This window comes from Pseudomonas oryzihabitans, assembly GCF_032027545.1.
Taxonomy (GTDB): domain Bacteria; phylum Pseudomonadota; class Gammaproteobacteria; order Pseudomonadales; family Pseudomonadaceae; genus Chryseomonas; species Chryseomonas oryzihabitans_F.
Map to the genome: position 1 here is coordinate 11,622 of NZ_JAVSJB010000021.1, position 26,696 is coordinate 38,317.

The window sequence follows — 26,696 nt, forward strand, 5'->3', positions numbered from 1 at the left end:
GCCGCAAGGGCGGGGCCACGCCGTGCGCCGGCGCTCCCTGGGCAGTTGGCTGCGCGGTGGCGCCCCGGGCATCTGGCTCAGCGGCGGTGCCGTGGCCATCGCCGTGCTGATGACCCTCGGCCTGATCGGCGTCATCGCCGTGCGCGGCCTGGCGCATTTCTGGCCGGCCGAGGTGGTGCAGGCGCGCTACGCGCCGCCGGGGCTCACGCCACGCCTGGTACTGGGCGAGGTGGCGCAACGGGAAACGGTACCGCTGGAGCGGCTGCGCAGCGCCGGCCTGCCGATCCCGGCGGACAGTGGTGAAACCTTCACCCGCGAACTCTTCAAGCTCGGCAATCGCGACCTCCAGGGCAGCGACTTCGTCTGGCTGATCGGCGATTGGCTGCAGGATCGCCGCACCCCGGCCGACGTCCTGGTGCTGGAGCGCCGCGAATGGGGCAACTTCTATGGCTTCGCCGTGGAGGTACGCGAGGAGGGCCGCCAGGTCGCCAAGGGCGCCGCAGCGCTACCCGAGCTGCAGCGCCGGCTGGCCCGCACCCAGGAGCTCAGCGTACGCCTGGAGCGTTTGGAAAAGCAGGACATCGGCAGCGTCAACCATGCCCTGGAACGCCTGCGCCTGGACGGCCGTACCCTCGAACTGGACGGTCGCCTCGATGCCGTTGCCCAGGCCGATCTGGCTGCCCGTCGCGCCGAGCTGGAGGGGCGCTACGACCAACTGGAGGAGCAGCTCGCCAGCCTGCGCCAGGCGCTTCGACGCGACAGCCTGGTGGTGCGCGACGTCGAGGGCCGCACCCTGGAACTGAACCTGGACCGCATCGTGCGGGCCTACCAGCCCAACGCCATGGGCCTGGGCGCCAAGCTCGGCTTCTACGGTACCAAGCTGTGGGAATTCCTCAGCGCCGATCCGCGCGAGGCCAATACCGAAGGCGGCGTCTTCCCGGCCATCTTCGGCACCGTGATGATGACCCTGCTGATGGCGGTGATCGTCACCCCCTTCGGCGTCATCGCCGCCATCTACCTGCGCGAGTACGCCCGCCAGGGCCCGCTGACCCGCATCATCCGCATCGCCGTCAACAACCTGGCCGGGGTGCCGGCCATCGTCTACGGCGTCTTCGGCCTGGGCTTCTTCGTCTATGTGCTGGGCGGCTCGCTGGACCAGCTGTTCTTCCGCGCCAGCCTGCCTTCGCCCACCTTCGGCACCCCGGGCCTGCTGTGGGCCTCGCTGACCTTGGCGATCCTCGCCATGCCGGTGGTGATCGTCGCCACCGAAGAAGGCCTGGCGCGGATTCCGCGCAGCATCCGCGAAGGCTCCCTGGCGCTGGGCGCCACCCAGGCCGAGACCCTGTGGAAGGTGGTGCTGCCGCTGGCCAGCCCGGCGATGATGACCGGGCTGATCCTCGCCGTGGCCCGCGCCGCCGGCGAGGTGGCACCGCTGATGCTCGTGGGGGTGGTCAAGCTGGCACCGGCGCTGCCGCTGGACGGCAACTATCCCTATCTGCACCTGGACCAGAAGATCATGCACCTGGGCTTCCACATCTATGACGTCGGCTTCCAGAGCCCCAATGTGGAAGCCGCCCGCCCGCTGGTCTATGCCACCGCGCTGCTGCTGGTGCTGGTGATCGCCGGGCTGAACCTGTCCGCCGTGTTCCTGCGCAATCGGTTGCGCGAAAAGTATCGGCTGCTGGAAGACTAGCCCACGGCCGAGGAGAACCCATGCCTTCCGATTCGTCCATCTTCAGAACCGCCGCGGCCTACGCGGCCAGCGTCCCGCCCGCGGCGAGCGAAGGGGGCGTGGCGCTGTCGGTACCGCGGCTGAGCCTGTACTACGGGCAGAAGCAGGCGCTGCAGGACATCGCCCTGGAGATCCCGCGCCAGCGCGTCACTGCCTTCATCGGTCCCAGCGGCTGCGGCAAGTCGACCCTGCTGCGCTGTTTCAACCGCCTGAACGACCTGGTGGAAGATTGCCGCATCGACGGCGAGATCCTGCTCGACGGCCAGAACATCTACGCCCGCGGCACCGAGATCGCCGAGCTGCGGCGGCGGGTGGGCATGGTGTTCCAGAAGCCCAATCCCTTTCCCAAGAGCATCTACGAGAACGTGGTCTACGGCCTGCGCATCCAGGGTATCAAGCAGAAGCGCGTGCTGGACGAGGCGGTGGAATGGGCGCTGCACGGCGCGGCGCTGTGGGACGAGGTCAAGGATCGCCTGCACGAGTCGGCCCTGGGCCTCTCCGGCGGCCAGCAGCAGCGGCTGGTGATCGCCCGCACCATCGCCGTCCAGCCCGACGTGCTGCTGCTCGACGAACCCTGCTCGGCGCTGGACCCCATCTCCACCCTCAAGGTTGAGGAGCTGATCCACGAACTGAAACAGCGCTACACCATCGTCATCGTCACCCACAATATGCAGCAGGCAGCGCGGGTCTCCGACTACACCGCCTTCATGTACATGGGCCAACTCGTCGAGCATGGCGACACCGACACCCTCTTCACCAACCCGGCGAAGCGGCAGACCGAAGACTACATCACCGGCCGCTACGGCTAGTTCCAGGCAGGCCGGTGCCCCCACCGGCGACTCGATCATCTCAGGCAGGACTGACACCATGATCAACAAAGACGGTCACACGCAGCACATCTCCCAGCAATACAACGTCGAACTGGAGGAGGTCCGCAGTCACCTGCTGGCCATGGGCGGTCTGGTGGAAAAGCAGGTCAGCGACGCCGTGCGCGCGGTGATCGACGCCGATGCCGGCCTGGCCCGCCAGGTGCGCGCCATCGACGACCAGATCGACGTCATGGAGCGCGGTATCGACGAGGAGTGCCTGCGCATCCTCGCCCGCCGCCAGCCGGCCGCGTCCGACCTACGGCTGATCATCAGCATCTCCAAGTCGGTGATCGACCTGGAACGCATCGGCGACGAGGCCGCCAAGATCGCTCGCCGCGCCATCGAGTTGGCCGAGGACGGCGAGGCCCCGCGCGGCTACGTCGAGGTCCGCCACATCGGTGAGCAGGTGCGCAAGATGGTCCATCAGTCGCTGGATGCCTTCGCCCGCTTCGACGCCGAGCTGGCGCTGTCGGTGGCCCAGTACGACAAGCTGATCGACCGCGAGTACAAGTCCGCCCTGCGCGAGCTGGCCACCTACATGATGGAAGACCCGCGCTCCATCTCCCGGGTGCTGAGCATCATCTGGGTCCTGCGTTCCCTGGAGCGCGTCGGCGACCACGCCCGCAACATTGCCGAGCTGGTCATCTACCTGGTGCAGGGCACCGATGTTCGCCACCTGGGCCTCAAGCGCATGGCCGAAGAGGTCAACCGGTCGCGCGAATGATCCGCCCGGTCACTCCCCGGGTGGCGACCCGGGGCTGCCTGCTATGCTGCAAGACTTGGCATGGAGTGACCGATGAGCAAGTTGAACGTACTGGTAGTGGACGATGCGCCCTTCATCCGCGACCTGATCAAGAAGGGCCTGCGCAACCTGTTTCCCGGTCTCGCGGTGGACGAGGCGGCCGATGGTCGCCGCGCCCAGACGCTGCTTGGCAAGCAGCGCTTCGACCTCATCCTCTGTGATTGGGAAATGCCCGGCATGACCGGCCTGGAACTGCTCACCTGGTTCCGTGCCCAGCCGACCCACCAGGGCGTGCCCTTCATCATGGTCACCAGCCGCGGCGACAAGGAAAACGTCGTCCAGGCCATCCAGGCCGGCGTGTCCGACTACATGGGCAAACCCTTCTCCAACGAGCAGCTGGCGGCCAAGGTCAAGAAGGCCCTGCAGCGCACCGGCAAGCTCGCCGAGCTGCAGGCCGGTGCGCAGCCGCGCCCGGCCACCGGCTTCGCCAATGACTCCCTCGGTGCCCTCACCGGTAACCGCAGCGACGTGGTCCAGCCGAGCCCGGCGGCGCCGGTCGCCGCGCCGGCACCGGCCGCCAGTTCCAGCGCGGCCCTGCTGACCGGCTCGGCACCGCCGCCCAGCGCCGCCCGCGGCAAGGCCGCCGCCAACTTCGGCCAGGGCCAGCTGCGGCTGCCCAATGCCAGCATGGCCTGCCTGATCAAGGCCCTCAGCATCAAGGAGGCCTTGCTGGTGGTCCGCCGCGGCGATCCGCTGCCGCAGATCCTGGAAACCGCCGTGCTCGACCTGGAGCAGGGCGACGACGGCGGCGACGTGGCGCGCCTCAACGGCTACCTGCATTCGCTGGCCGCGGTGGAGCCGACCCCGGCCAGCGAGTGGGTGCAGGTCAACTTCCGCTTCATCGACCGGGACCCGGCCAAGCTCGACTATCTGTCGCGGCTGATCGCCAAGGGTACCGCTCAACGGCATTACGTGCCGGGCGCCTAGGACGGAGCCGGGGCATGAGGGCGCTGGCACGGAGACTGCTTCGATCCGCCTTATCGCGGATTCCTGACGCTTCTGCCATGCCCTACGCCCGTCACCTGCTGCTGCTCTGCCTCGTCCTGAGCGGTCCCGCGCTCGCGGCGCCGATCTACAAGTACGTCGACGCCAATGGCGTGGTGACCTACACCGACAAGGCGCAGAAGGGCGCCAAGGTGATGACCTTCAGCGACGATCCGATCGAGCGACTGGACCAGCGGGTCAAGCTGCAGCCGCGGCACTATGCCGGTGGTACGGTGCTGGAGGTGCGCAACGACAGCTTCCTGCCGGTGACCGTCACCCTGCGGCTCTCCGCGCTGCAGAATGTCAGCGGCGTGGGCGTAGCACCCATCCGCAAGGTCCTGCCGGCGCGCAGCCTGACCCGCCTGGCGACCCTGGTCGCGCCCGATCCGAGCCGGCCGCAGCGCTACACCCCGCAACTCACCACCCTGATGGGCAGCGCCACGCCGGTGTTCGCGTCCGGCTTCGCCTATCCCTTGCCCTGGCTGGGCGGGCCGTTCAGCGTCAGCCAGGGGGCCGGCGGCGGCTTCAGCCACAACACGCCCAAGAGCCGCTATGCGGTGGACATCGCCATGCCTGAGGGTACGCCCATCGTGGTGTCGCGCGCCGGCCAGGTGGTGGAGGTGGAGAACGACCAGGACGGCCGTGGCAACCATCCCTCCGGCAACTTCGTGCGCATCCTTCACGATGACGGCACCATGAGCGTCTACCTGCACCTGCAGCGTGGTTCGATCAAGGTTGCCGAGGGCCAGTGGGTGCGGACCGGCCAGCCGCTGGCGTCTTCGGGCAACACCGGGCGCAGTACCGGGCCGCACCTGCACTTCGTGGTCCAGCGCAACACCGGCGAGGCGGTCGAATCCATTCCCTTCCGCTTCGCCCAGGCGGTGGACAGCCTGCCCAACTTCGCCGTCGGCGGGCCTTGAGAGACTGTTCAAAGCCTGCTGCGCGTCGGTCAAACGGCGTTGAAAAGGCCCTGGGTCGCCAGTCCCGCCTGGGCGGCTCCGTCGTAATGCTCATTTACCACTCGTGAACCCGGGCGCGGGTCCGATCCGCTTCCTCAGGTGTTTTCGCGGGGCTGCCCAGGCCTTGTTTGCCTCTAGCTCGCGAGCCTTTGAGCAGGCTCTGCCCCTTGCCCGGCTTCAGCCCTGGGCGTCGAGGTATTCGCTGGGCGATACCCCCAGCACCCGGCGGAACATGCGGGTGAAGGCAGAGGGCGAGGCATAGCCCAGGTCCAGCGCCACCCGGGTCACCGGCTCCCCGGCGGCCAGCCGCGGCAGGGCCAGCATCAGGCGGGTGTGCTGGCGCCAGGTGGAAAAGCTGGTGCCGGTTTCCTTGAGGAACAGCCGGGCGAGGCTGCGCGAGCAGAGGTGCAGCTGTTGCGCCCAGGTCGCCAGCGCCGTGTCGTTGGCCGGGTCGGCATGCAGGCTGGTCTGGATGGTGCGCAGGCGGCGGTCGGCCAGGGCGGGCAGGTGCAGGGCGCTCTCTTCGAGGAAAACCAGCTCCGCCAGCATCAGTGCCCGGACATGGCCGCCCAGGTCGGCTTCCCCATAGGTGTTGCCGCCACGCCGCAGGCAGCGCAGCAGTTCGCGCAGCAGCGGCGAGATGAGCACCATGCGGGTGGCGGTCTGGGGTGAGGGCAGGCCGCGGGGCAATTCGATGATCACCACCTGCAGGGTGGCCTCGCCATTGGCGCGCGCCTGGTGTTCCACATGCGGGGGAATCCAGATCGCCTGCTTGGGCGGCACGTACCAGACGCCTTCCGCAGTGCTGATCTCCAGCACCCCGTTGACCGTGTACATCAGGTGCGCCTGGGCGTGGGCGTGCGGCGGCCACACCTGGCCATGGGCGAAGGTGTCGAGCTGCGACACCAGGGGCGCCGCGGCCGGCGCCGGCGCTGGTCCCGCGACCGGCCTGGAATACCGGTCGATTGTCTGTTCCTGCATAACGGCTGTCCGATTCGGTTGCGCATCGAAGAGGCGCTAGGGCCTAACCTGCCGCACTATGGCCGGAGCATCGTATGGGCTCCTGGGCGAGGTACCTGTACGCCGAGGACAGGTCTCTTGCCGGAGTGTCGCACAGAACGCCGGCCGCTTGGTTCGCTAGCCTGAAAGGCTGGCAGCGCATTTGAACTACCGTCTTGTCGGTGGCAGCGTGGTACAGGGATCTGAGTACCACGCTTTTTTATTCGCATCGATGCTTTGCCAGCGGCTTCACAAAGCGGTGGTTTGGTGATCGCCCGGCCGATGCGGCTTTGTTAGGTTCGGCCCTTGTTCATCATGGTGGCCCTATGCCATGGACCGACGCCTGACCGCCCTGATCGCCTGCCTGACCCTCGCTCTGGCCGCACCCGTCGCCAGCCAGGCCGCCGAGCCCTCCGCCAGCAGCAAGGTGTCCGCCAAGAGCCAGACCCGCAAGGGCCAGGTCAAGCTCAAGGTGCGCAACGCCAGCGAAGGCCGCATCTTCGAGGTGCGCAACGACTTCGACGTACCGGTACGAGTCGAGTTGCGCCTGCAGCGCACCGTCAATGTGGCCGGCGCCGAGCGGCCGATCCGCCAGGTCATCGAGCCGCGCTCCACGGTGCAGCTGGCGGTGATCCGCAAGCGGCAGCAGGGCTTCCCCATGCATTTCGACCAGTCGTTCAGCTACAGTCCGCAACTGCCGGTCGGCAGCCTGCCGCCGGCGGCGGACGGCACCGTGGGCGGTAACGCCAGCGGCCTGGGCTATGGCTACGCCTGGCCCTGGCGCCAGGGCGTCTACTACGTGACCCAGGGTGCCGGCGGCGACTTCAGCCACAACACCCCCAAGGGTCGCTACGCGGTCGACATCGCCATGCCCGAGGGCACGCCCATCGCCGCCGCCCGCGCCGGCACGGTGATGGAGGTCGAGAATGGCCAGTTCGGCCATGGGCCCAGCCCGTCCGGCAACTTCGTGCGCATCGCCCATGAGGACGGCAGCCAGAGCGCCTACCTGCACCTGCGCCGTGGCTCGGTGAAGGTCCGCCCCGGTGAGCGGGTGGAGGTGGGCACGCCGCTGGCGGAGTCGGGCAATACCGGGCGCAGCACTGGTCCGCACCTGCATTTCGTGGTGCAGGCCCACGAAGGCGGCGAGCTGGTGTCCATCCCCTTCCGCTTCGTGCGTCCCCTGGCCGCGCTGCCCAACATGGCCCTGGGCGACCGCTAGAGTGGTGTTTCAGAAGTTCGCGCAAGAATTGGCGAGTGATTTTTGTCTTCGGGCCAGGCGCCGCGACGAGTCATAGCAGGGCTATGGCGAGAAGTGGCAACGCCGCCTGGAGAGGTCCGCTTCTGCGGCAAAAAGCGCCGCCAGCATTGTGTAGATAACTTCTGAAACATCACACTAGGTCCCTGCGCAGGCGTTTCGCGGTCAACCGGTCGCCAGGCCTCTCGCGCGCGACAGAAGTCGTCGTACTGGTCAGAAATCCATTGCCAGGATCGGGGTGAGTGGCGTTATGCTATCACCAGATTTCCCGGTCCGCCCCACTTCGCCAGCTGCTCTACCTTCCTACCAGCTGTGGACGATACCCATGAATGGATTCTTGGCCGCCTTGCGCCTCTGGGGGTGCAGCGCCGTGCTGTGGTTGCCGCTGCTGGTCTTCGCCACCACCGGTCGTGCGGAGGTGCTGACGCTCGACGATCCGGCACGCAGCTACGATCCCCGCCCGTTCCTGGAAATTCTCAAGGCGCCCGCCAGCCTGAGCTTCGCCGAGGCCGCCGCCCAGCCGGTGGATGCGGAGCGCGGCTGGCATGCCCCGGGGGTGCTGGAAACGCTGCTTTACGATGGCCGCCAGGGACTTTGGCTGCGCTTTCGCCTCCAGAGTCGTGATGATCGGGCCTGGTGGCTGATTCCCAGTTGGGCGGTGCTGGATCGGCTGGAGTTGCGTACCCGCAGCGCCACGGGCGAGTGGAGCACGCCGCAGCGCAGCGGTATCGCCCTGCCAGCCAAGGAGCGTGCCCTGCCGGGTCGCCAACTCATGTTCGCCCTGGCACCGACCGCCGGGGCCGTAGAGGAGGTCTATCTGCGGGTGGATTCCCGGGAGACCTTCGTGCTGCCGCTGCGCCTGGTGACGCCGGCCACCTACCTTACCGAGGCACAGCAGGATGCCTGGCTGATCGGTGGTTTCTTCGGTTGCCTGTTCACCATCCTGCTGCTGACCCTCACGCTGTGGAGCTTCGGCCGGCGCTCTGGATTCGGTTGGTATGCCCTCTATCTGCTGAGCGTCATCGGCTACCAGGTGGTCACCACCGGCTACGGCGCCTGGCTGCTCTGGCCGGACATCCCGGCCTTCGGCCTTCGCGCGCACCAGGCCTTCGCTGCGCTGTGCCTGCTCAGCGCCGGGCTGTTCGTCCGCTATCTGCTCAGCCTCTATCGCGGCGAACGCTGGCTCGACCTCGGCAATCGCCTGTTGATCGGCTACTGGAGCCTGGGGTTGGTCATCGCCCTGGCCTGGCCGGACCTGCTGAGCTTCCAGGGCCTGCTCGGCATGATGGCGCTGAGTTGCCTGGTACTGCTCGGCACCACTACCCACCTGGCCCTGCGCGGCAGTCGCATGGCGCTCTGGTTCAGCGCCGCCTGGGGCCTGCTGCTGTTGGGCAGCCTGGCGCAACTGCTGGCGATCGCCGGCTGGCTGGCACCGGAAAGCCCGGCCCTTTACGGCCAGATGACCGGCTTCGCCCTGGGGTTCGTGATGCTGTCCCTGGGGCTCACCGAGGGGCTGAGCCAGCAACGGCGGCAGCGGATCGAGGCCCAGCGGCAGGCCCTGGAGGCTTCGGCCGCCCTGGCGCGTGAGCGCGAGGCTTCCTTCGTCGAGCTGGAGTTGCGGGTGGCCTTGCGCACCGTGGAGTTGCAGCAGGCCAAGGCCGCCCTGGAGCGACTCAATCGCGAGCTGTTGCACCAGAGCCAGACCGATCCCCTGACCGGCCTGAGCAATCGCCGGCATTTCGAGCGGGTGTTTCAGCAGGAAATCCGTCGCGCCATCCGCGCCGAGGTGCCGCTAGGGGTGCTGCTGGTGGACATCGATCACTTCAAGACGGTCAACGATACCCATGGCCATACCCTGGGCGACGAGTGCCTGAGGTGCGTGGGCGAGTTGCTGCGTCAGCATGCGCAGCGGGCGGGGGAGGTTGCGGCGCGCTACGGTGGCGAGGAATTCGTCATCGCCTTGCCTGGCAGCGATCTCCAGGCCGCCTACCTGCTCGCGGAGCGTATTCGTCAGGAAGTGGCGGGGCTGGAATTACAGAGCGAGCACGGGCTGCTGCGGCCCTCGGTGAGCATCGGCGTGGCGGTGGCCGTGCCGAGCAATCTGGAACACGGCCTGGGGTTGTTGGAGGATGCCGACCGGGCGCTCTATGCGGCCAAGCGCGGCGGGCGCAACCGCGTCTGCCTGAGCGATGGCCTACCCCGGCTGCTGAGCAGCCAGGGCTGACACCCGCCGCGCCTCAGAGCCTGTTCAAAACCTCGCGAGCTAGCGCCAAACAAGGCGACAAGGGCTGAGGAAGCGGAGTTTACGAATGGTAAATGAGCATTCCGAAGCCATTTTCAACGCGGTTTAGCCGACGCGCAGCAGATTTTGAACAGGCTCTCAGCGGTCGTCGGTCTGGCGGCGCTTCGGTTCCTGGGGGTCGAGCTTGATGACCTTGGCCAGCACGATCTTCGGGCCCTTCATCTTCTTGACGATGATACGCAGGCCCTCGGCTTCCAGCACCGTCTCCTCTTCGGGGACGCGCTTCAGGCTGTCGTAGATCAGCCCGGCCAGGGTTTCGGCCTCGACGTGGTCCAGATCGATACCGAGCAACCGCTCGACCTTGAACAGCGGCGTGTCGCCGCGCACCAGCAACTTGCCCGGCTGGTAGGCGACCACGCCGCGCTCGGTCTTGCGGTGTTCGTCCTGGATGTCGCCCACCAGCACCTCGAGCACGTCCTCCATGGTCAGGAAGCCGATGACCTTGTGGTCGGCTTCCTCCACCAGCACGAAGTGCGCGCCGCCGCGGCGGAATTGCTCCAGCAGGTCGGACAGCGGCATGTGCTTGGTCACCCGCTCCAGCGGATGGACCAGGTCGTCGAGGTCGAAGGAGGCGGTTTCGCTGTCCAGGCCGGCGATGGCCAGCAGCAGGTCCTTGATGTGCAGCACCCCGGTGAAGGTCTGGCTGTCTTCGTCATAGACCGGATAGCGGCTGTACTTGGAGCGCCGGATCTGGGTGAGGATCTCGTCCAGGCTGGCCTTGCTGTCCAGGTAGATGAGGTCTTCGCGGGAATTGGCCCAGTCCACCACTTCCAGTTCGCCCAGCTCCACGGCCGAAGCCAGCACCCGGGCGTCCGGGTCGGTGGCGCGGTTGGAGTGCAGGATCAGCTTGAGTTCGTCACGGCTGTAGTGGTGCTCGTGGTGCGCGCCCGGCTCGCCCTGGCCGGCGATGCGCAGGATGGCGTTGGCGCTGGCGTTGAGTAGCCAGATGGCCGGATACATCAGCCAGTAGAAGAGGTACAGCGGTACCGCCGTCCACAGCGACAGCAGGTCGGGCTTGCGGATCGCCCAGGACTTGGGCGCCAGCTCGCCGACCACGATGTGCAGGTAGGAGATGATGAAGAAGGCGGTGAAGAAGGAAATACCGTGGACCACCTCGGGATTGTTGACCCCGGCGGCGCCCAGCAGCGGTTCGAGCAATTCGGCGAAGGCCGGCTCGCCGACCCAGCCCAGGCCCAGGGAGGCCAGGGTGATGCCGAGCTGGCAGGCGGAGAGATAGGCGTCAAGCTGGTTGTGCACCTTCTTGAGGATGCGCCCGCGCCAGCCGTGCTTCTTGGCGATGGCCTCCACGCGGGTGGCGCGCAGCTTGACCATGGCGAACTCGGCGGCGACGAAGAAGCCGTTAAGCAGCACGAGGAAAAAAGCGAAGAACACGAGGCCGAGATCGGCGAACAACGTCGAGGAAAGACTAGTGGAAGGGTCCATTAGGGCCGAGAGCTGGAAAAAGGTCGCCTAAGCATGGGGGCGGGGCAGGGCAGTTGCAAGATATTGCGGCCGACGGATGGTCAGGTGGTCGGGCCTGGGATACGGCAGGCCCTCTGGCAGGCGGCTTCGGGTAGCGGTCAGGTCCAGCCCTCCAGACGCATGGTCGCCCGCACCAGGCGCTGCTCTTCCTGCTCGATCTCGCGCAGGCTGTCCCTCACGCTGTGGATGTGCTCGCGGGCGGCGGCATGGGCTTCGTCGGGCAGGCGCTGGCTCACGGCGGCATAGAGGCGGGCGTGCTGGGCGTCGATTTCGCGGCGCTGCGGTGGCCGATGATAGAGATTGGCGATGCAGGCGAACACCGAACCCAGCAGCAGCTCGTTGAGCGATTGCAGGGTGTGCACCAGCACCGGGTTGTGCGAGGCCTCGCTGATCGCCAGGTGGAAGGCGTGGTCCAGGCGGGCGTGAGCCTCGGCGGAGAGGGTGGCGAGGTCCTGGGCAGCGGCGCAGAGCTCTTCGTAGCGCCGGCCGATCAGCACCAGGTCGGCGGTGGTGGCGCGTAGTGCTGCCAGACGCGCCGCCTCGCCTTCCAGCAGGGCGCGGACTTCCAGCAGGTCGTAGAGGGTGCGCGGCTGGCTGCTGAACAGGTGCAGCAGGGGGTTCTCCGCCGCCGGCGCCGCCAGGCGGGCGACGAAGCTGCCCTGGCCGTGGCGCGTCTCGATGATGCCGCGGGCGCGCAGCAGGCCCAGACCCTCGCGCAGAGCGGTGCGGGAGACGCCGAGCTTGTCGCACAGGCGACGTTCGGAGGGCAGCGGCTGGCCGACCTTGAGCACCCCGTCCACCACCAGGCGTTCGATCTGCTGGCTGACGTTCTCGGCGACGGGAAGGCGGGCGGTGGCAACGGACATGCTGGTTTCCTGCTGGTATGACCACGAGGTTTCAGGCTAGTGAGCCACCGGTCGAAGAGGCCGTCAAGCCTCATGGAATGGCCTTGTCCTTTGGTCGAAGAGACTGCAAAAACTGGTATGACCAGTGCTGGCGGTCATGGACGCCTAGGCAGGTCTCGGGGTACAACGAAGCCTCTTGAGCCAGAACAACAACAATGGCGGTTACCCGATGAGCCTGGTCTACGACGAACGTCTCGACGGCGCCTTGCCCCGCCCGGACAAGGCGCAACTGCTGCAGCGCCTGCGCGGCGAACTGCCCGAGCATTGCCTGCTGCACGTCAGGGAAGACCTCAAGCCCTACGAATGCGACGGCCTGGCGGCCTATCGCACCACGCCGCTGCTGGTGGTCCTGCCGGAAACGGTGGAGCAGGTGCAGGCGACCCTGCGCCTCTGCCATGAGCTGAACGTGCCCCTGGTGGCGCGCGGTGCCGGCACCGGGCTGTCCGGCGGTGCCCTGCCACTGGAGCAGGGCGTGCTGCTGGTGATGGCGCGCTTCAATCGCATCCTCGACGTGGACCCCGATGGCCGCCGTGCCCGGGTCCAGCCCGGGGTGCGCAACCTGGCCATCTCCCAGGCCGCGGCGCCCCATGACCTCTACTACGCGCCCGATCCCTCCTCGCAGATCGCCTGTTCCATCGGCGGCAACGTGGCCGAGAACGCCGGCGGCGTGCACTGCCTGAAATACGGCCTGACCGTGCACAACGTGCTGGCGGTGGAGATCGTCACCCTCGAAGGCGAACGCCTGACCTTGGGCAGCGCCGCCCTGGACAGCCCCGGCTTCGACCTGCTGGCGCTGTTCACCGGCTCCGAGGGGCTGCTCGGCGTGGTGGTGGAGGTGACCGTCAAGTTGTTGCCCAAGCCGCCCTGTGCCCGGGTGGTCATGGCCAGCTTCGCCGACATCGAACGCGCCGGCGCGGCAGTCGCCGACATCATCGCCGCCGGCATCATCCCCGGTGGCCTGGAGATGATGGACAACCTGACGCTGAGAGCCGCCGAGGACTTCATCCACGCCGGCTACCCGGTGGATGCCGCCGCCATCCTGCTCTGCGAACTGGACGGGGTGGAAGCCGACGTGGCCGCCGACATCGAGCGCGTCAGCGCCCTGCTGGCCGCTGCGGGTGCCACCGAGATCCGCCTGGCCCGAGACGAAGCCGAACGGCAGAAATTCTGGGCCGGGCGCAAGAACGCCTTTCCCGCGGTGGGGCGGCTGTCCCCCGACTACTACTGCATGGACGGCACCATCCCGCGCCGCGCCCTGCCCGAGGTCCTGCGTGGCATCGAGGCGCTGTCGGCGGAATATGGCCTGGCGGTGGGCAACGTCTTCCATGCCGGCGACGGCAACCTGCACCCGTTGATCCTCTTCGATGCCAATCGCCCCGGCGAGCTGGAACAGGCCGAGGCCCTGGGTGGACGCATCCTCGACCTCTGCGTGGCGGTGGGCGGCACCATCACCGGCGAGCACGGCGTCGGTCGCGAGAAGATCAATGCCATGTGCACCCAGTTCCAGCCCGGCGAGCTGACCTTCTTCCATGCGGTGAAGGCCGCCTTCGACGCCCCCGGGTTGCTCAATCCCGGCAAGAACGTGCCGACCCTGCAGCGCTGCGCCGAATTCGGTGGCCTGCACGTGCACCAGGGCTAGTTGCCCCACCCCGAACTGGAGCGCTTCTGATGGACAGCCTGGAACTGCTCCTCGACCAGGTCCGCGAGGCCCTGGTCCGCCACCAGCCGCTGCGCATCCACGGTGGCGACACCAAGGCCCACCTGGGCCGTGCGGTGGTCGGCGAACCGCTGGACGTCAGCGGCCATCGCGGCCTGGTGCGCTACGACTCCACCGAGCTGGTGGCCACGGTACGCACCGGCACGCCCCTGGCCGAACTCAATGCCGCCCTTGCCGAACAGGGCCAGATGCTGCCCTGCGAACCCCCGCGGCTGGGGGAGGGCGCCACGGTCGGCGGCACCCTGGCCTGCGGCCTCTCCGGTCCACGGCGACCCTGGGCCGGCAGCCTGAGGGATTTCGTCCTGGGCACCCGGTTGATCACCGGCACCGGTGAGCACCTGAGATTCGGCGGCGAGGTGATGAAGAACGTCGCCGGCTACGACGTCTCCCGGCTGCTGGCCGGTAGCCAGGGTTGCCTGGGGGTGATCACCGAGGTGTCCTTCAAGGTGCTGCCCCGGCCGCGTTGCAGCCAGAGTCTGAGCCTGGAACTGGACGCCGCGCGCGCCCTGCAGCGCCTGGCCGTCTGGGGCCGCGAAGCCTTGCCGATCTCGGCGGCCTGCCATGACGGCCAGCACCTGCACCTGCGCCTGGAGGGTGGCGAAGGCTCGGTGCGCTCGGCGGCCGATCGCCTGGGCGGTGAAGCCCTGGGCGAAGGCTTCTGGGATGACCTCAACGAACAGCGCCTGGCCTTCTTCGACGGCCCCGCGCCGCTGTGGCGGCTGTCGGTGCCGGTCAACACCCCCTTGCTCGACCTGCCCGGCACCCGGCTGCTGGATTGGGGCGGTGCCCAGTACTGGCTCAAGAGCGATGCCCCGGCCCAGGTGCTGCGGGACCTGGCCGAACGGGCCGGTGGCCATGCGCTCTGCTATGCCCCGGACGCCGAGCGCGAGGCCCAGCATCCGCTGCCCGCCGCGCTGCTCGACTATCACCGCCGCCTAAAGGCGCGCCTGGACCCCCAGGGGATCTTCAATCCGGGTCGGCTATACGCCGGGCTGTAAGGGAGCGACCTATGCAAACCAATCTGAGTCCTGCCGCCCGTGAGCTGCCCCGCGCCGCCGATGCCGAGCGGGTGTTGCGTAGCTGCGTGCACTGCGGTTTCTGCAATGCCACCTGCCCGACCTACCAGTTGCTCGGCGACGAGCTGGACGGTCCGCGCGGGCGCATCTACCTGATCAAGGGCATGCTCGAAGGCGGCGAGGTCAGCGAAAAGACCCGCGAGCACCTCGACCGCTGCCTGACCTGCCGCAACTGCGAGACCACCTGTCCCTCCGGCGTCTCCTACCACGAATTGCTCGACGTCGGCCGCGCCGAGGTGGAGCGCCGGGTGCCGCGGCCACTGGGCCAGCGCCTGTTGCGCGCCGGACTGCGGCAGGTGCTGCCGCAACCACGGCTGTTCGGGGTGCTGCTGAAGAGCGGCCAGGCGCTGAAGCCGCTGCTGCCGGCCAGCGTCCAGGCCAAGCTGCCGGCGCGCATCGCTGCCCCGGGCGTGCGCCCGGCACCGCGCCATGCCCGGCGCATGCTGATCCTCGAAGGCTGCGTGCAGCCGGGGCTCTCGCCCAATACCAATGCCGCCACCGCGCGGGTGCTGGATCGCCTCGGCATCAGCCTGGAGGCCGCGCCCCGTGCCGGGTGCTGCGGCGCGGTGGATTACCACCTCAACGCCCAGGAGGCCGGCCTCGACCGTGCCCGGCGCAATATCGATGCCTGGTGGCCGGCCCTGCAGGCCGGTGCCGAAGCCATCATCCAGACCGCCAGCGGTTGCGGCGCCTTCGTCAAGGAATATGCCAGCCTGCTCAAGGACGATCCGGTCTATGCCGCCAAGGCGCGGGAAGTCTCGGCACGCACCCGCGACCTGGTGGAGGTACTGCGCGACCTGCCGCTGGAAGAGCTGAGGTTGAAGGACACCCCACGTCTGGCCTTCCATTGCCCCTGCACCCTGCAGCACGCCCAGCGCCTGGGCGGTGCCGTGGAAGGCGTCTTGCAGCGCCTCGGTTTTCCGCTGGCGCCGGTACCGGACGGCCACCTCTGCTGCGGCTCGGCCGGTACCTATGCGCTGACCCAGCCGGACTTGTCGCGCCGGCTGCGCGACGCCAAGCTCGAGGCCCTGGAAAGTGGTCAGCCGGAGGTGATCGCCACCGCCAACATCGGCTGCCAGAGCCATCTCGACGGCGCCGGGCGCACCCCCGTACGCCATTGGATCGAAATCCTCGACGCGGCCCTGGCCGCCCCGACCCCCGCCTGACCCTGGAGGCCCCATGAAGACCAAAGCCGTGCTCACCCTCGCCGAGATCGACACCCTGCTGGCCGCCGGTCGCGCCGAAGCCGAACGCCAGGGCTGGGCCGTGTGCATCGCGGTGGCCGACGACGGCGGCCATCCGCTGGCCCTGCTGCGTCTCGACGGCGCCGCGCCCAACAGCGCCTACATCGCTCCGGAAAAGGCCCGCAGCGCCGCCCTGGCGCGCAAGGAGTCCAAGGTGCTGGAAGAGATGATCAACAACGGCCGTACCGCCTTCCTTAGCGCGCCCCTGATGCAGGGCATGCTCGAAGGCGGGGTGCCCATCCTGGTGGACGGCCAGGTGGTGGGCGCCGTCGGCGTCTCCGGGGTCAAGGCCGCGGAAGATGCCCAGGTCGCCAGGGCGGCCATCGCGGCCCTGGGTTAACCCTCTCTCGACATTTTCGTTATCAAGGAAAGCCATCATGACCGACCGTACTACCCTGGGCCGCCTGCAGGTGGCCACCGAGCTGCAGCGCTTCATCGACGAGGAAGTGCTGCCCGGCACCGGGCTCGCCACCGCCGCCTTCTGGTCGGGGGTGGATACCCTGGTGCACGAGCTGGCGCCGCGCAATCGCGAACTGCTGGCCGAGCGTGATCGCCTGCAGGTGGAGCTGGATAACTGGCACAGCGCCCATCCCGGCCCGGTCACCGATCTGGCCGCCTACCAGGCCTTTCTCGAAGGCATCGGCTATCTGCAACCGGTGCCCGGTCAGGTCCAGGCCTCGACGTCCGGCGTCGACCGCGAGATCGCCGAGCAGGCCGGTCCGCAGCTGGTGGTGCCGGTACTCAACGCCCGCTACGCCCTGAACGCCGCCAACGCCCGCTGGGGTTCGCTGTACGACGCCCTCTATGGCACCGACGCCCTACCCGAGACCGATGGCGCCGAGCGCGGCAAGGGCTACAACCCCGCCCGTGGCGCCAAGGTGGTGGCCTTCGCCCGCCAGGTGCTGGACGGCGTGGCCCCCCTGGCCAGCGGCTCGCACCGGGATGCCACCGCCTACCGCATCCAGGACGGCCGCCTGGTGGTGGACCTCAAGAGCGGCACCAGCGAACTGGCCGATCCAGCCGCCTTCGTCGGCTACCAGGGCGATGCCGCCGCGCCGTCGGCGGTGCTGCTGCGCCATAACGGCCTGCACCTGGAGATCCAGATCGACCGTGCCAGCGCCATCGGCAAGACCGACGCCGCCGGGGTCAAGGACCTGCTCATGGAGGCCGCGGTCAGCACCATCATGGACCTGGAAGACTCCATCGCCGCGGTGGACGCCGCCGAGAAGGTGCTGGCCTATCGCAACTGGCTGGGCCTGATGAAGGGCGACCTGGCAGAAGAAGTCAGCAAGGGCGGCGAGACCTTTACCCGCCGCCTCAACCCCGACCGCGAGTACCAGGGCGCCGACGGCCAGCCGCTGACCCTGCACGGTCGCTCGCTGCTGTTCATCCGCAACGTCGGCCACCTGATGACCAACCCGGCGGTGCTGCTGGAAGACGGTCGCGAGATTCCCGAGGGCATCCTCGACGCCGTGGTCACCGTGACCATCGCGATGCACGACCTCAAGCGCCAGGGCAACTCCCGCAGCGGCTCGGTGTACATCGTCAAACCCAAGATGCACGGCCCGGCCGAGGTGGCCTTCGCCGTGCAGCTGTTCGACCGCGTCGAGGCCCTGCTGGGGCTGCCGGCCAACACCGTCAAGCTGGGCATCATGGACGAGGAGCGCCGTACCAGCGTCAACCTCAAGGCCTGCATCGCCGCCGCCGCGGCGCGGGTGGCCTTCATCAACACCGGCTTCCTCGACCGCACCGGCGACGAGATGCACACCGCCATGCTGGCCGGGCCCATGCTGCGCAAGGGCGACATGAAGACCTCGAAGTGGATCACCGCCTACGAGCGCAACAACGTGCTGGTCGGCCTGGCCTGCGGCCTGCGCGGGAAGGCGCAGATCGGCAAGGGCATGTGGGCCATGCCGGACCTGATGGCCGCCATGCTGGAGCAGAAGATCGGCCATCCCAAGGCCGGCGCCAATACCGCCTGGGTGCCGTCGCCCACGGCCGCCGTGCTGCACGCCCTGCATTACCACCAGGTCAACGTCCAGCAGGTGCAGCAGGAACTGGAACGCAGCGATGTCGACGCCGCCCGTGGCGACTTGCTCGCCGGACTGCTCAGCGTGCCGGTGGCCGAAGCGCCGGACTGGTCCGCCGAGGCCATCCAGCAGGAGCTGGACAACAATTGCCAGGGCATCCTCGGCTACGTGGTGCGTTGGGTCGACCAGGGCGTGGGCTGCTCCAAGGTGCCCGACATCCATGACGTCGGCCTGATGGAAGACCGCGCCACCCTGCGCATCTCCAGCCAGCACATCGCCAACTGGCTGCACCACGGCGTGGTCACGGCCGCACAGGTGGACGAGACCCTGCAGCGCATGGCCAAGGTGGTGGACGGCCAGAACGCCGGCGATGCGCTCTATGAGCCCATGGCCGGCAATTTCGACACGTCCTACGCCTACCGCGCCGCCCGCGACCTCATCTTCAAGGGCCGCGAGCAGCCCAGCGGCTACACCGAGCCGCTGCTGCACGCCTGGCGGTTGAAGAAGAAAGCTGGCGCCTGATCCAGGCAGCGATGGAAAAGCCCGCGCCGGGATGACCGGCGCGGGCTTTTTTTGCGGTCTAGAAGGACGCGGTCATCGAGGCATAGAAGGCGCGCCCCGGTTCGTTGTAGGTGTTGGCGCCGGTGCCGTTCTGGCGATAGAGGCGCTTGTCGAACAGGTTGGTGACCCCCGCGCCGAGCGTCAGGTGGCGATTGACCTCGTAGCGACCGCCCAGGCTCCAGATGTGGTAGGGCGAGCGCTCCTCCAACTGCGTCGCATTGGTCACCGCGGTGCTGGTGGTGGGGGTGAACACCCGTGGCTGCTGCCGACCATAGTAGGTACCGGTCAGGCTCAGCGACAGGGCCTCGGTGGCCTGCCAGTCGAGCATGCTGTTGATCGTGTACTCGGGCACGATGGACAGCGGGTTGCCGTCCTGGTCGTCGTTGCGCTGCATGTAGGTGAAGTTGGTGTTCCAGGCGAGGACTTCGCCGGCCTCGCCCAGTAACGGGATGCCCAGGTTGCCTTCCCAGCCCTGGACCACCGCGTCCTGGGCGTTATCCCAGCGCAGGATGCCGGCGTATTGCGCCGGATTGGCCGGGTTGACCACGCTGCCGGTCACCACGTTGGACGAGGTGATCTTGTTGTCGTAGTCGTTGCGGAAGAAGGTCAGGCCAGCGCTCCAGCCGGCGCGGGCGAAGCTGATGCCCAGCTCCTTGTTCACGCTGACCTCCGGTTCCAGGTCGGCGTTGCCCAGGACGTAGCAGCCGCCGCCATTGGTGGTGCCCGCCGCGCAGCCGTTGCCGTTGCTGCGGTAGAGGTAGTTGGGATTGAGCTGGTAGAGATTGGGCGCCTTGAAGGCCCTGGCGATGCCGCCCTTGAGGGTGATGTCCTCGGTGAGCTTGTAGGTGGTGTTGAGGCTGGGGCTCCAGTTGGCGCCGAACTGGTCATGATGGTCCAGGCGCAGGCCGGGTGTGAGGATCCAGTCCGGCGTGAGCTCGATGTTGTCCTCGACGAACAGCGCCATCAGGGTGGCGTCCATGTCGGTGGGGCGCCCGAGTCCCGAGTTGGGCAGGGCATACCAGGTGTTGGCACCCACATCGCGGTCGAAGGTGGCGGGGTCGTCCAGCTCCTGGCGATTCCATTCGGCGCCCAGGGTCAGTACCTGGTTGAACAGCGCGTCCAGCGGCAGATCGAGTTGGCCCTGCAGCAGGTAGCTGTCATAGGTGCTGGTCTGCTTGTTCGTGGTGTTGATCACCCCCTCCACCGAGCCGGTCTGGCCCTCGTCGAAACGGCGGTTGCGGGTGTTCTCGTATTGCGCCAGCAGCCGCGAAGTGCCGAAGCTCCAGTCGCTGTGCAGGGTAGCCGAGTAGGTCTGGCGATAGAGGGTATTGGTCTCGTGCCCGACGTAGCCGTTGAGCAGGGTGCCCGGCACGGTGGCGCTACTGCTGCTGCCGGTACCCACGTCACCGGCATAGATGTTGCCCTGGCGGCTGAAGCCGGCTTCCAGGTCGAGGGTGTGGATATCGTCGATGGCCCAGCTGAGCAGGCCGTCCAGATCCCGGTTGCGCACGCCCTCCCGCCCCGCGGCCAGGGTGCCGCCGTTGCCGAGGCTGCCGGCGTTGATATCGGCATCGTCGGCGTCGGTCTTGTTCAGGTTGCCGTAGACGCGGAAGGTCAGGGCCTCGGTGAGTGGCCCGGCGAGGCTGAAGGTAGCGCGCTGGGTGGCGCCCTCGGCATCGTCTTCGGGCTGGTTGACGAAGGTGGTGAGCGAGCCGCTGAGCTGCTGGGTGGGTCGCTTGGTGATGATGTTGACCACCCCGCCCATGGCCCCGGAGCCATAGCGCGCCGCCGCCGGGCCGCGCAGCACCTCGATGCGCTCCACCTGGTCGACCGGCACCCAGTTGCTGTCGCCGCGGGTGTCGCGCTCGCCGGCGCGGGTGTAGCGCACCGCGTTGCGCGAGGTCACCGGGCGACCGTCGATGAGGATCAGGGTGTTTTCCGGGCCCATGCCGCGGATGTCGATCTGGCGATTGTTGCCGCGCGAGCCGCTGGAGCTGTTGCCGGTGAGATTGACCCCCGGCATCCGCCGCACGATGTCGGCGACGTCGTTCACCGGCGGGCGCTTGTCGATGTCCGTGGCGGTGATGATGGATACGCCAGCCGCCTGCTTGAGTTCTTCCTCGGCGGTGCCGAGCACTAGGGTGTCTTCCAGTTCGGTGGCGTCGGCCAGACGGGGATCCGGCTCGGCGGCCCAGGCCAGCGGGGTGGGCAGAATGGCCGCCAGTACGGCCAGGCGGAGGAGATTGGTTCGAGGTTGCATCCGGGTGCTCCAGAGGGGGGACGAGGGGCGCTCGGGGCGGTTTGGCCGGGGCCTTTCCGGCCGGCGTACCGCTCTGCTGATCTGCGCGGAGCAGGATGTTAGTATTCGTTTTCAATTGAGAAATATTATCTTTACGAAAATTACAGTTTCCCTTCGCCTCCGTCGTTTACCCGGTATTGCCATGCAGCTTCTTCCCTCGCCAGAGCGGTCTCCGGTACTACCGCCCGGCCTGCGCCTGCTCATCATCGAAGACGATCCGTTGCTCGGTGCCCATCTCGCCGACCAGCTCCAGGCGCGGGGTTATCAGCCCCGGCTCTGCGCGACCGTCAGCGCGGCGCGCGAGTGCTTGGCGAGCGAGCCGGTCGAGCTGGTGCTGCTGGACATCCTGCTGCCCGGTGGCAACGGCCTGGACCTGCTGCGCGAGCTACGCCAGCGCAGCGGCGTGCCGGTGATCCTGATCTCGGCCCTGGGCAGCGAAGGGGATCGCATCCAGGGCTTTTGCAGTGGCGCCGACGACTACCTGCCCAAGCCCTTCAGCCTCGATGAGTTGCAGGTGCGCATCGAGGCGCTGCGTCGCCGTATTGCCTTCGAGCGCGCCGCGACCGAGGCGTCGGAGGCCCTGGCCGCCGCGAGCCCGCTGGAATTCGTCGCCCGGCAGCAGGACGTGCGCCACCGGGCCACCTGGTTGGGGCTCACCGCCTCGGAGTACCGGGTGCTGGAATTGCTCTGGCGCGAGGCCGGCGCGGTGCTGAGCAAGCCGCTGATTCATCATCAGGCCCTGCAGCGCGCCTGGTCACGCCATGATCGTAGCCTCGACATGCATGTCAGCCATCTGCGGCGCAAATTGCAGCAGGCCGGCTGCGTCGCAGTGGAGATCCGCACTGTTTGGGGCCAAGGCTACGTGCTGCTGCGGGTCGAGGCATGAGCGCCCTACCGTCGCGGCACTCGCTGTTCTGGAAGCTGCTGGCGCTGACCCTCGGCGCCTGCCTGCTGATCGTCTGGCTCAGCTGGAGCTGGGGGCGGGCCATGGAGATCCGCGGCTATCGCCTGGAGCCTGAGACTCAGGTTGAGCTGCAGGAGCAGGCTGCCCGGGTCGCTGCCGCCTGGCACGAGGAGGGCAGGGCAGGGGTCGACCGAGCCCTGACACAGTTGCGCCAAACCGAAGGCGTCTGGGCCATCGCCCTGGACCCGCTGTTCCAGTCCCTGGCTTCCACCCCCCTGACCCGTGCCGAGGCCGAGCGCCTGCGCGGGGTACGTAGTCTCGACTGGCCGCTCAGTGTGCGGACCCGAGGCGCGCCGCTGTTGGAGGTGCCCTTTCCGGCACACCTGGCCGAGGGACGGCTGATCGTCGAGTTGCCGGCGCGCCTCATGCCCGGTCCGACCCACCTGGTCTCACGACTGCTCAGCCATGGCCTCTTCCCGCTGATCGTCACCCTGGCGCTCTGTGCGCTGCTCTATCGGCAACTCATGGTGCCGCTACGGCGGCTGCGCCAGCAGGCCCTGACCGCCGGCGCCCAGGGCGCTGCCTTCGCCGCCCCGGAGATCACCCGCCGTCACGACGAGCTGGGCGATCTCGGCCGCGCCTTCGCTGGCATGGCTGCCCGGCTGCAAGGACAGGCAGGCTATCAGCAGCGGCTGCTGCGTGATCTGTCCCACGAGCTGCGTACCCCGTTGTCGCGCCTGCAGGTGCTCTGCGAAGGCCAGGATGACGCCGGCGCACTGCGCGCCCGCTTGGCGCGCGAGGTGCAGGGCATGCAGCAACTGGTGGAGCTGACCCTGGATTTGGCCTGGCTGGACACCGAACCACCGATCCTGCCACGCGAGCCGGTGGCGCTGGTGGCGCTCTGGGAGATCCTCGGCGAGGATGCCCTCTTCGAAAGCGGCTGGCCGTGTACCCGATTGCACTGCGGCCTGCCGGCGGACGCCACGGTGCTGGCCAATCTCAACGCCCTGAGCCGAGCCCTGGAGAATCTGCTGCGCAACGCCATCCGCCATTCACCGGTGGACGGCCATATCCGCCTGGACGGCCGGCGCCAGGGCACGGACTGGCTGTTCTGGATCGAAGACCAGGGACCGGGCGTGCCCGCGGCCGCCCTGGAATTCATCTTCGAGCCCTTCAGCCGCCTCAACGGCGCCCGTCCCGGTGGCGACGGCTTCGGCCTGGGCCTGTCCATCGCCCGCTCGGCGATCCGGCTGCAGGGTGGCGAACTCCACGCCGAGAATCGTCATCCGGGCCTGCGCCTGACGCTGAGGTTGCCGGCGGCCTGACCGCTGACCTTCCGACCATCGCCCCTTCCCTTGCCACTGGCGAATTTTTATACTATCGGGTCCCCCGTTCCCGGGATCATCATCGCCACGAGGAAGACCATGGCCCGCGTTACTGTCGAAGACTGCCTGGATAACGTAGACAACCGATTCGAGCTGGTCATGCTCGCCACCAAGCGCTCGCGCCAGCTGGCCACCGGCGGCAAGGAGCCCAAGGTACCGTGGGACAACGACAAGCCCACCGTCGTCGCCCTGCGCGAGATCGCTGAAGGCCTGGTCGACGAAGAAGTCATCCGCCTGGAAGACATCGTCGAGGAAGAGCCCCTGTTCGCCGCCTTCGAAGTCAACGACGAAGCGGACGGCGAGGCTCTCTAAGCCATGGCCGCCGAGCCTGCGTATGGTGACGTCCGCCCGACCGGCATCGATTTGCTGGCCGAGCGTCTGGCGGACTACCTGACCCCCGACCAGGTCAATCTGGTCCGGCGGGCCTACTACTACGCCGAGCAGGCTCACGACGGGCAGCGCCGCCGCAGCGGCGAGCCCTACGTCACCCATCCGCTGGCCGTCGCCAACATCCTCGCCGACATGCACATGGACCATCAGAGCCTGATGGCGGCCATGCTGCACGATGTCATCGAGGACACCGGCATCGCCAAGGAAGCCCTCGCCGGCCAGTTCGGCGAGACGGTGGCGGAATTGGTGGACGGGGTCAGCAAGCTGACCCAGATGAAGTTCGAGACCAAGGCCGAGGCCCAGGCGGAGAACTTCCAGAAGATGACCATGGCGATGTCCAAGGACATCCGCGTCATCCTGGTCAAGCTGGCCGACCGGCTGCACAACATGCGCACCCTGGACGCCATGCCGCCGGACAAGAGCCGGCGCATCGCCAAGGAAACCCTGGAAATCTACGCGCCCATCGCCAACCGGCTGGGCATGCACGACTTCTACGTGGAATTCGAGGACCTGGGCTTTCGTGCCATGCACCCGATGCGTGCCGAACGCATCCAGCGGGCGGTCAAGACCGCGCGTGGCAATCGCCGCGAGATCCTCGGCAAGATCCAGGAATCCCTGGCCAACTGCCTGGCCCGCGACGGCCTCGACGGCGAGGTGGTCGGCCGCGAGAAGCACCTGCACAGCATCTACCAGAAGATGCGCGGCAAGCGTAAGTCGTTCAACGAGATCATGGACGTCTACGGCTTCCGCATCATCGTCGACAAGGTCGACACCTGCTACCGGGTGCTCGGCGCGGTGCACAATCTCTACAAGCCGTTCCCGGGGCGCTTCAAGGACTACATCGCCATCCCCAAGGCCAACGGCTACCAGTCCCTGCACACCACCCTGTTCGGCATGCACGGCGTGCCCATCGAAATCCAGATCCGCACCCGCGAGATGGAAGAGATGGCCAACAACGGCATTGCCGCCCACGGCCTGTACAAGGCCGGTGGCGACGAGCCGCGCGCCAGCCACCTGCGGGCGCGCCAGTGGGTGAAGGGCATCCTCGAGTTGCAGCAGCGGGCGGGCAACTCGCTGGAATTCATCGAGAACGTGAAGATCGACCTCTTCCCCGACGAGGTCTACGTCTTCACGCCCAAGGGCCGCATCATGGAGTTGCCCAAGGGCTCCACGGCCGTGGACTTCGCCTACGCGGTGCATACCGACGTCGGCAACAGCTGCATCGCCTGCCGCATCAATCGTCGCCTGGCGCCGCTGTCGCAGCCGCTGGGCAGCGGCGAGACGGTGGAGATCGTCACCGCGCCCGGTGCTAGGCCCAATCCGGCCTGGCTCAATTTCGTGGTCACCGGCAAGGCCCGCACCAACATCCGCCATGCGCTCAAGCAGCAGCGTCGCTCCGAGTCCATCAGCCTCGGCGAGCGGCTGCTGAACAAGGCGCTGTCCGGCTTCGGCACCCAGCTGTCGAAGATCTCGCCCATGCGCATCCTCTCGGTGCTCGGCGAGTACAAGGGCGTGGTGCTGGAAGACCTGCTCGAAGAGATCGGCCTCGGCAATCGCATGGCCTACGTGGTGGCCCGGCGCCTGGTGTCCGGCAGCGAGCAGGAAGAGCCGCTGGAGCCCCAGGCCAGCACCACGCCCCAGGGACCGCTGGCGATCCGCGGTACCGAGGGCCTGGTGATCAGCTACGCCAAGTGCTGCACGCCGATTCCGGGCGATCCCATCGTCGGCCATCTCTCGGCCGGCAAGGGCATGGTGATCCACCTGGAAAACTGCCGGAACATCGCCGAATTCCGGCACAACAGCGAAAAGTGCATCGTGCTCAACTGGGCCAAGGACGTCACCGGCGAATTCAGCGTCGAGTTGCGCGTCCAGCTGGAGCACCAGCGCGGCCTGATCGCCATGCTGGCCAACAACGTCACGGCCGCGGACGCCAACGTCGAGAAGATCGGCATGAACGAACGCGATGGTCGGGTCAGCGTGGTCCAACTGGTGGTAAGCGTGCGTGACCGCGTCCATCTGGCGCGGGTGATCAAGAAGCTGCGCACGCTCAAGGGCGTGGCCGGTATCACTCGAGTACGCAGCTAAGAACCTGTTCACGGTCTGCTGCGCGTCGGCCAAACGGCGTTGAAAATGGCCTGGGTCGCCAGCCCGGTCGGAATGCTCATTTACCACTCGTAAACTCCGCTTCCTCAGCCCTTTTCGCCTTGTTTGGCTCTAACTCGCGAGATCGTGAGCAGGTTCTGAGGTTGCAGCGGATCACCACCGGCTTGCAGAATCGGTCCTTTCCCGCACAGGAGTGATCCATGAGCAAGCAAGTGATCCACACCGACAAGGCGCCCGCCGCCATTGGTACCTATTCCCAGGCGATCAAGGTCGGTGACACCGTCTATCTCTCCGGGCAGATCCCGCTCAATCCCACCAGCATGGAGCTGGTCGACGGCTTCGAAGCCCAGGTGGTCCAGGTCTTCGAAAACCTCAAGTCCGTCGCCGAGGCCGCCGGTGGTTCGCTGGCAGACATCGTCAAGCTGAACATCTTCCTGATCGACCTGGCGCACTTCGCCACCGTCAACGAGATCATGGGTCGCTATTTCCAGCAGCCTTATCCCGCCCGCGCCGCCATCGGTGTGGCCGCGCTGCCCAAGGGTGCGCAGGTGGAAATGGATGGGGTGTTGGTGTTGGGTTGATCCTTCTGATCGCGGCCATGGGTCGCTCCTACAGGAGATTGATGCTTTTGTAGGAGCGGCCCATGGCCGCGATGGCCCCAAACGAAAAAAGCCGACCGTCTCGCGACGGTCGGCTTT

Annotated in this window: 21 protein-coding genes; 17 read left to right on the forward strand and 4 right to left on the reverse strand. The window is 67.5% G+C overall.

Going from position 1 to position 26,696, the window contains the following annotated elements:
- The first annotated feature begins 22 nt into the window (after nt 1-22).
- From pstA to RND78_RS23610, 5 genes are all read left to right on the forward strand, one after another.
- A complete protein-coding gene (gene pstA, locus RND78_RS23590; RefSeq protein ID WP_312732489.1) occupies nt 23-1,693 on the forward strand; it encodes a phosphate ABC transporter permease PstA in 1,671 nt (556 codons plus the stop codon).
- Nucleotides 1,694-1,713: 20 nt separating this feature from the next.
- Nucleotides 1,714-2,541, forward strand: a complete 828-nt coding sequence (gene pstB / locus RND78_RS23595) for a phosphate ABC transporter ATP-binding protein PstB (protein ID WP_312732440.1) — start codon at nt 1,714-1,716, stop codon at nt 2,539-2,541.
- A 58-nt stretch (nt 2,542-2,599) separates the two neighbouring features.
- On the forward strand, nt 2,600-3,325 hold the full coding sequence (gene phoU, locus RND78_RS23600) for a phosphate signaling complex protein PhoU (RefSeq protein ID WP_312732441.1): 726 nt from the start codon (nt 2,600-2,602) through the stop codon (nt 3,323-3,325).
- 72 nt (nt 3,326-3,397) lie between these two features.
- Nucleotides 3,398-4,330: a response regulator gene (locus RND78_RS23605; protein ID WP_312732442.1), complete on the forward strand. Its 933-nt coding sequence runs from the start codon at nt 3,398-3,400 to the stop codon at nt 4,328-4,330.
- A 77-nt stretch (nt 4,331-4,407) separates the two neighbouring features.
- Nucleotides 4,408-5,307: a M23 family metallopeptidase gene (locus RND78_RS23610; protein ID WP_312732443.1), complete on the forward strand. Its 900-nt coding sequence runs from the start codon at nt 4,408-4,410 to the stop codon at nt 5,305-5,307.
- Between the two features lie 216 nt (nt 5,308-5,523).
- On the opposite strand, the gene RND78_RS23615 is transcribed toward RND78_RS23610, so the two are convergent.
- Complete coding sequence (locus tag RND78_RS23615; protein ID WP_312732444.1) at nt 5,524-6,252, reverse strand: helix-turn-helix transcriptional regulator; 729 nt, start codon at nt 6,250-6,252, stop codon at nt 5,524-5,526.
- 424 nt (nt 6,253-6,676) lie between these two features.
- Here RND78_RS23615 and RND78_RS23620 point away from each other — a divergent pair, with 424 nt between their 5' ends.
- Together RND78_RS23620 and RND78_RS23625 are read left to right on the forward strand one after the other, a co-directional pair.
- Complete coding sequence (locus tag RND78_RS23620) at nt 6,677-7,564, forward strand: M23 family metallopeptidase (RefSeq protein WP_312732445.1); 888 nt, start codon at nt 6,677-6,679, stop codon at nt 7,562-7,564.
- 361 nt (nt 7,565-7,925) lie between these two features.
- Entirely contained in the window at nt 7,926-9,824 is a 1,899-nt protein-coding gene (locus RND78_RS23625; protein WP_312732446.1) for a diguanylate cyclase, read from the forward strand.
- A gap of 156 nt (nt 9,825-9,980) precedes the next feature.
- On the opposite strand, the gene RND78_RS23630 is transcribed toward RND78_RS23625, so the two are convergent.
- Together RND78_RS23630 and glcC are read right to left on the reverse strand one after the other, a co-directional pair.
- On the reverse strand, nt 9,981-11,345 hold the full coding sequence (locus RND78_RS23630; RefSeq protein WP_312732447.1) for a hemolysin family protein: 1,365 nt from the start codon (nt 11,343-11,345) through the stop codon (nt 9,981-9,983).
- A 137-nt stretch (nt 11,346-11,482) separates the two neighbouring features.
- Complete coding sequence (glcC, locus tag RND78_RS23635) at nt 11,483-12,250, reverse strand: transcriptional regulator GlcC (protein WP_312732448.1); 768 nt, start codon at nt 12,248-12,250, stop codon at nt 11,483-11,485.
- 208 nt (nt 12,251-12,458) lie between these two features.
- Here glcC and glcD point away from each other — a divergent pair, with 208 nt between their 5' ends.
- Genes glcD through RND78_RS23660 form a run of 5 tightly spaced genes read left to right on the forward strand, consistent with a single transcriptional unit; the run spans nt 12,459 to nt 18,878 of the window.
- Nucleotides 12,459-13,928, forward strand: coding sequence for a glycolate oxidase subunit GlcD (glcD, locus tag RND78_RS23640; protein WP_312732490.1), 1,470 nt, complete (start codon nt 12,459-12,461; stop codon nt 13,926-13,928).
- Between the two features lie 29 nt (nt 13,929-13,957).
- Complete coding sequence (gene glcE, locus RND78_RS23645; protein WP_312732449.1) at nt 13,958-15,004, forward strand: glycolate oxidase subunit GlcE; 1,047 nt, start codon at nt 13,958-13,960, stop codon at nt 15,002-15,004.
- An 11-nt stretch (nt 15,005-15,015) separates the two neighbouring features.
- On the forward strand, nt 15,016-16,248 hold the full coding sequence (gene glcF, locus RND78_RS23650) for a glycolate oxidase subunit GlcF (protein WP_312732450.1): 1,233 nt from the start codon (nt 15,016-15,018) through the stop codon (nt 16,246-16,248).
- A gap of 13 nt (nt 16,249-16,261) precedes the next feature.
- Nucleotides 16,262-16,666 (forward strand): heme-binding protein, encoded by a 405-nt coding sequence (locus RND78_RS23655; protein ID WP_312732451.1) that lies wholly within the window; start codon nt 16,262-16,264, stop codon nt 16,664-16,666.
- Nucleotides 16,667-16,703: 37 nt separating this feature from the next.
- Complete coding sequence (locus RND78_RS23660) at nt 16,704-18,878, forward strand: malate synthase G (RefSeq protein WP_312732452.1); 2,175 nt, start codon at nt 16,704-16,706, stop codon at nt 18,876-18,878.
- A gap of 58 nt (nt 18,879-18,936) precedes the next feature.
- Here the strand turns inward: RND78_RS23660 and RND78_RS23665 are convergent, their stop codons facing one another.
- A complete protein-coding gene (locus RND78_RS23665) occupies nt 18,937-21,177 on the reverse strand; it encodes a FepA family TonB-dependent siderophore receptor (protein WP_312732453.1) in 2,241 nt (746 codons plus the stop codon).
- 181 nt (nt 21,178-21,358) lie between these two features.
- Here RND78_RS23665 and RND78_RS23670 point away from each other — a divergent pair, with 181 nt between their 5' ends.
- From RND78_RS23670 to RND78_RS23690, 5 genes are all read left to right on the forward strand, one after another.
- Nucleotides 21,359-22,102, forward strand: coding sequence for a response regulator transcription factor (locus RND78_RS23670; RefSeq protein ID WP_312732454.1), 744 nt, complete (start codon nt 21,359-21,361; stop codon nt 22,100-22,102).
- The gene (locus RND78_RS23675) at nt 22,099-23,445 is read left to right on the forward strand and encodes a histidine kinase sensor domain-containing protein (RefSeq protein WP_312732455.1); all 1,347 of its coding nucleotides are present in this window, start codon (nt 22,099-22,101) and stop codon (nt 23,443-23,445) included. The genes RND78_RS23670 and RND78_RS23675 overlap by 4 nt, the downstream gene beginning before the upstream one ends.
- 99 nt (nt 23,446-23,544) lie before the next feature.
- On the forward strand, nt 23,545-23,817 hold the full coding sequence (rpoZ, locus tag RND78_RS23680; protein ID WP_312732456.1) for a DNA-directed RNA polymerase subunit omega: 273 nt from the start codon (nt 23,545-23,547) through the stop codon (nt 23,815-23,817).
- A 3-nt stretch (nt 23,818-23,820) separates the two neighbouring features.
- Nucleotides 23,821-25,980, forward strand: coding sequence for a bifunctional GTP diphosphokinase/guanosine-3',5'-bis pyrophosphate 3'-pyrophosphohydrolase (gene spoT, locus RND78_RS23685; protein WP_017639298.1), 2,160 nt, complete (start codon nt 23,821-23,823; stop codon nt 25,978-25,980).
- A 218-nt stretch (nt 25,981-26,198) separates the two neighbouring features.
- Nucleotides 26,199-26,579 carry a RidA family protein gene (locus tag RND78_RS23690; protein ID WP_145008444.1) on the forward strand — a complete coding sequence of 127 codons (381 nt, stop codon included), beginning with the start codon at nt 26,199-26,201 and terminating at the stop codon, nt 26,577-26,579.
- Nucleotides 26,580-26,696 lie beyond the last annotated feature (117 nt).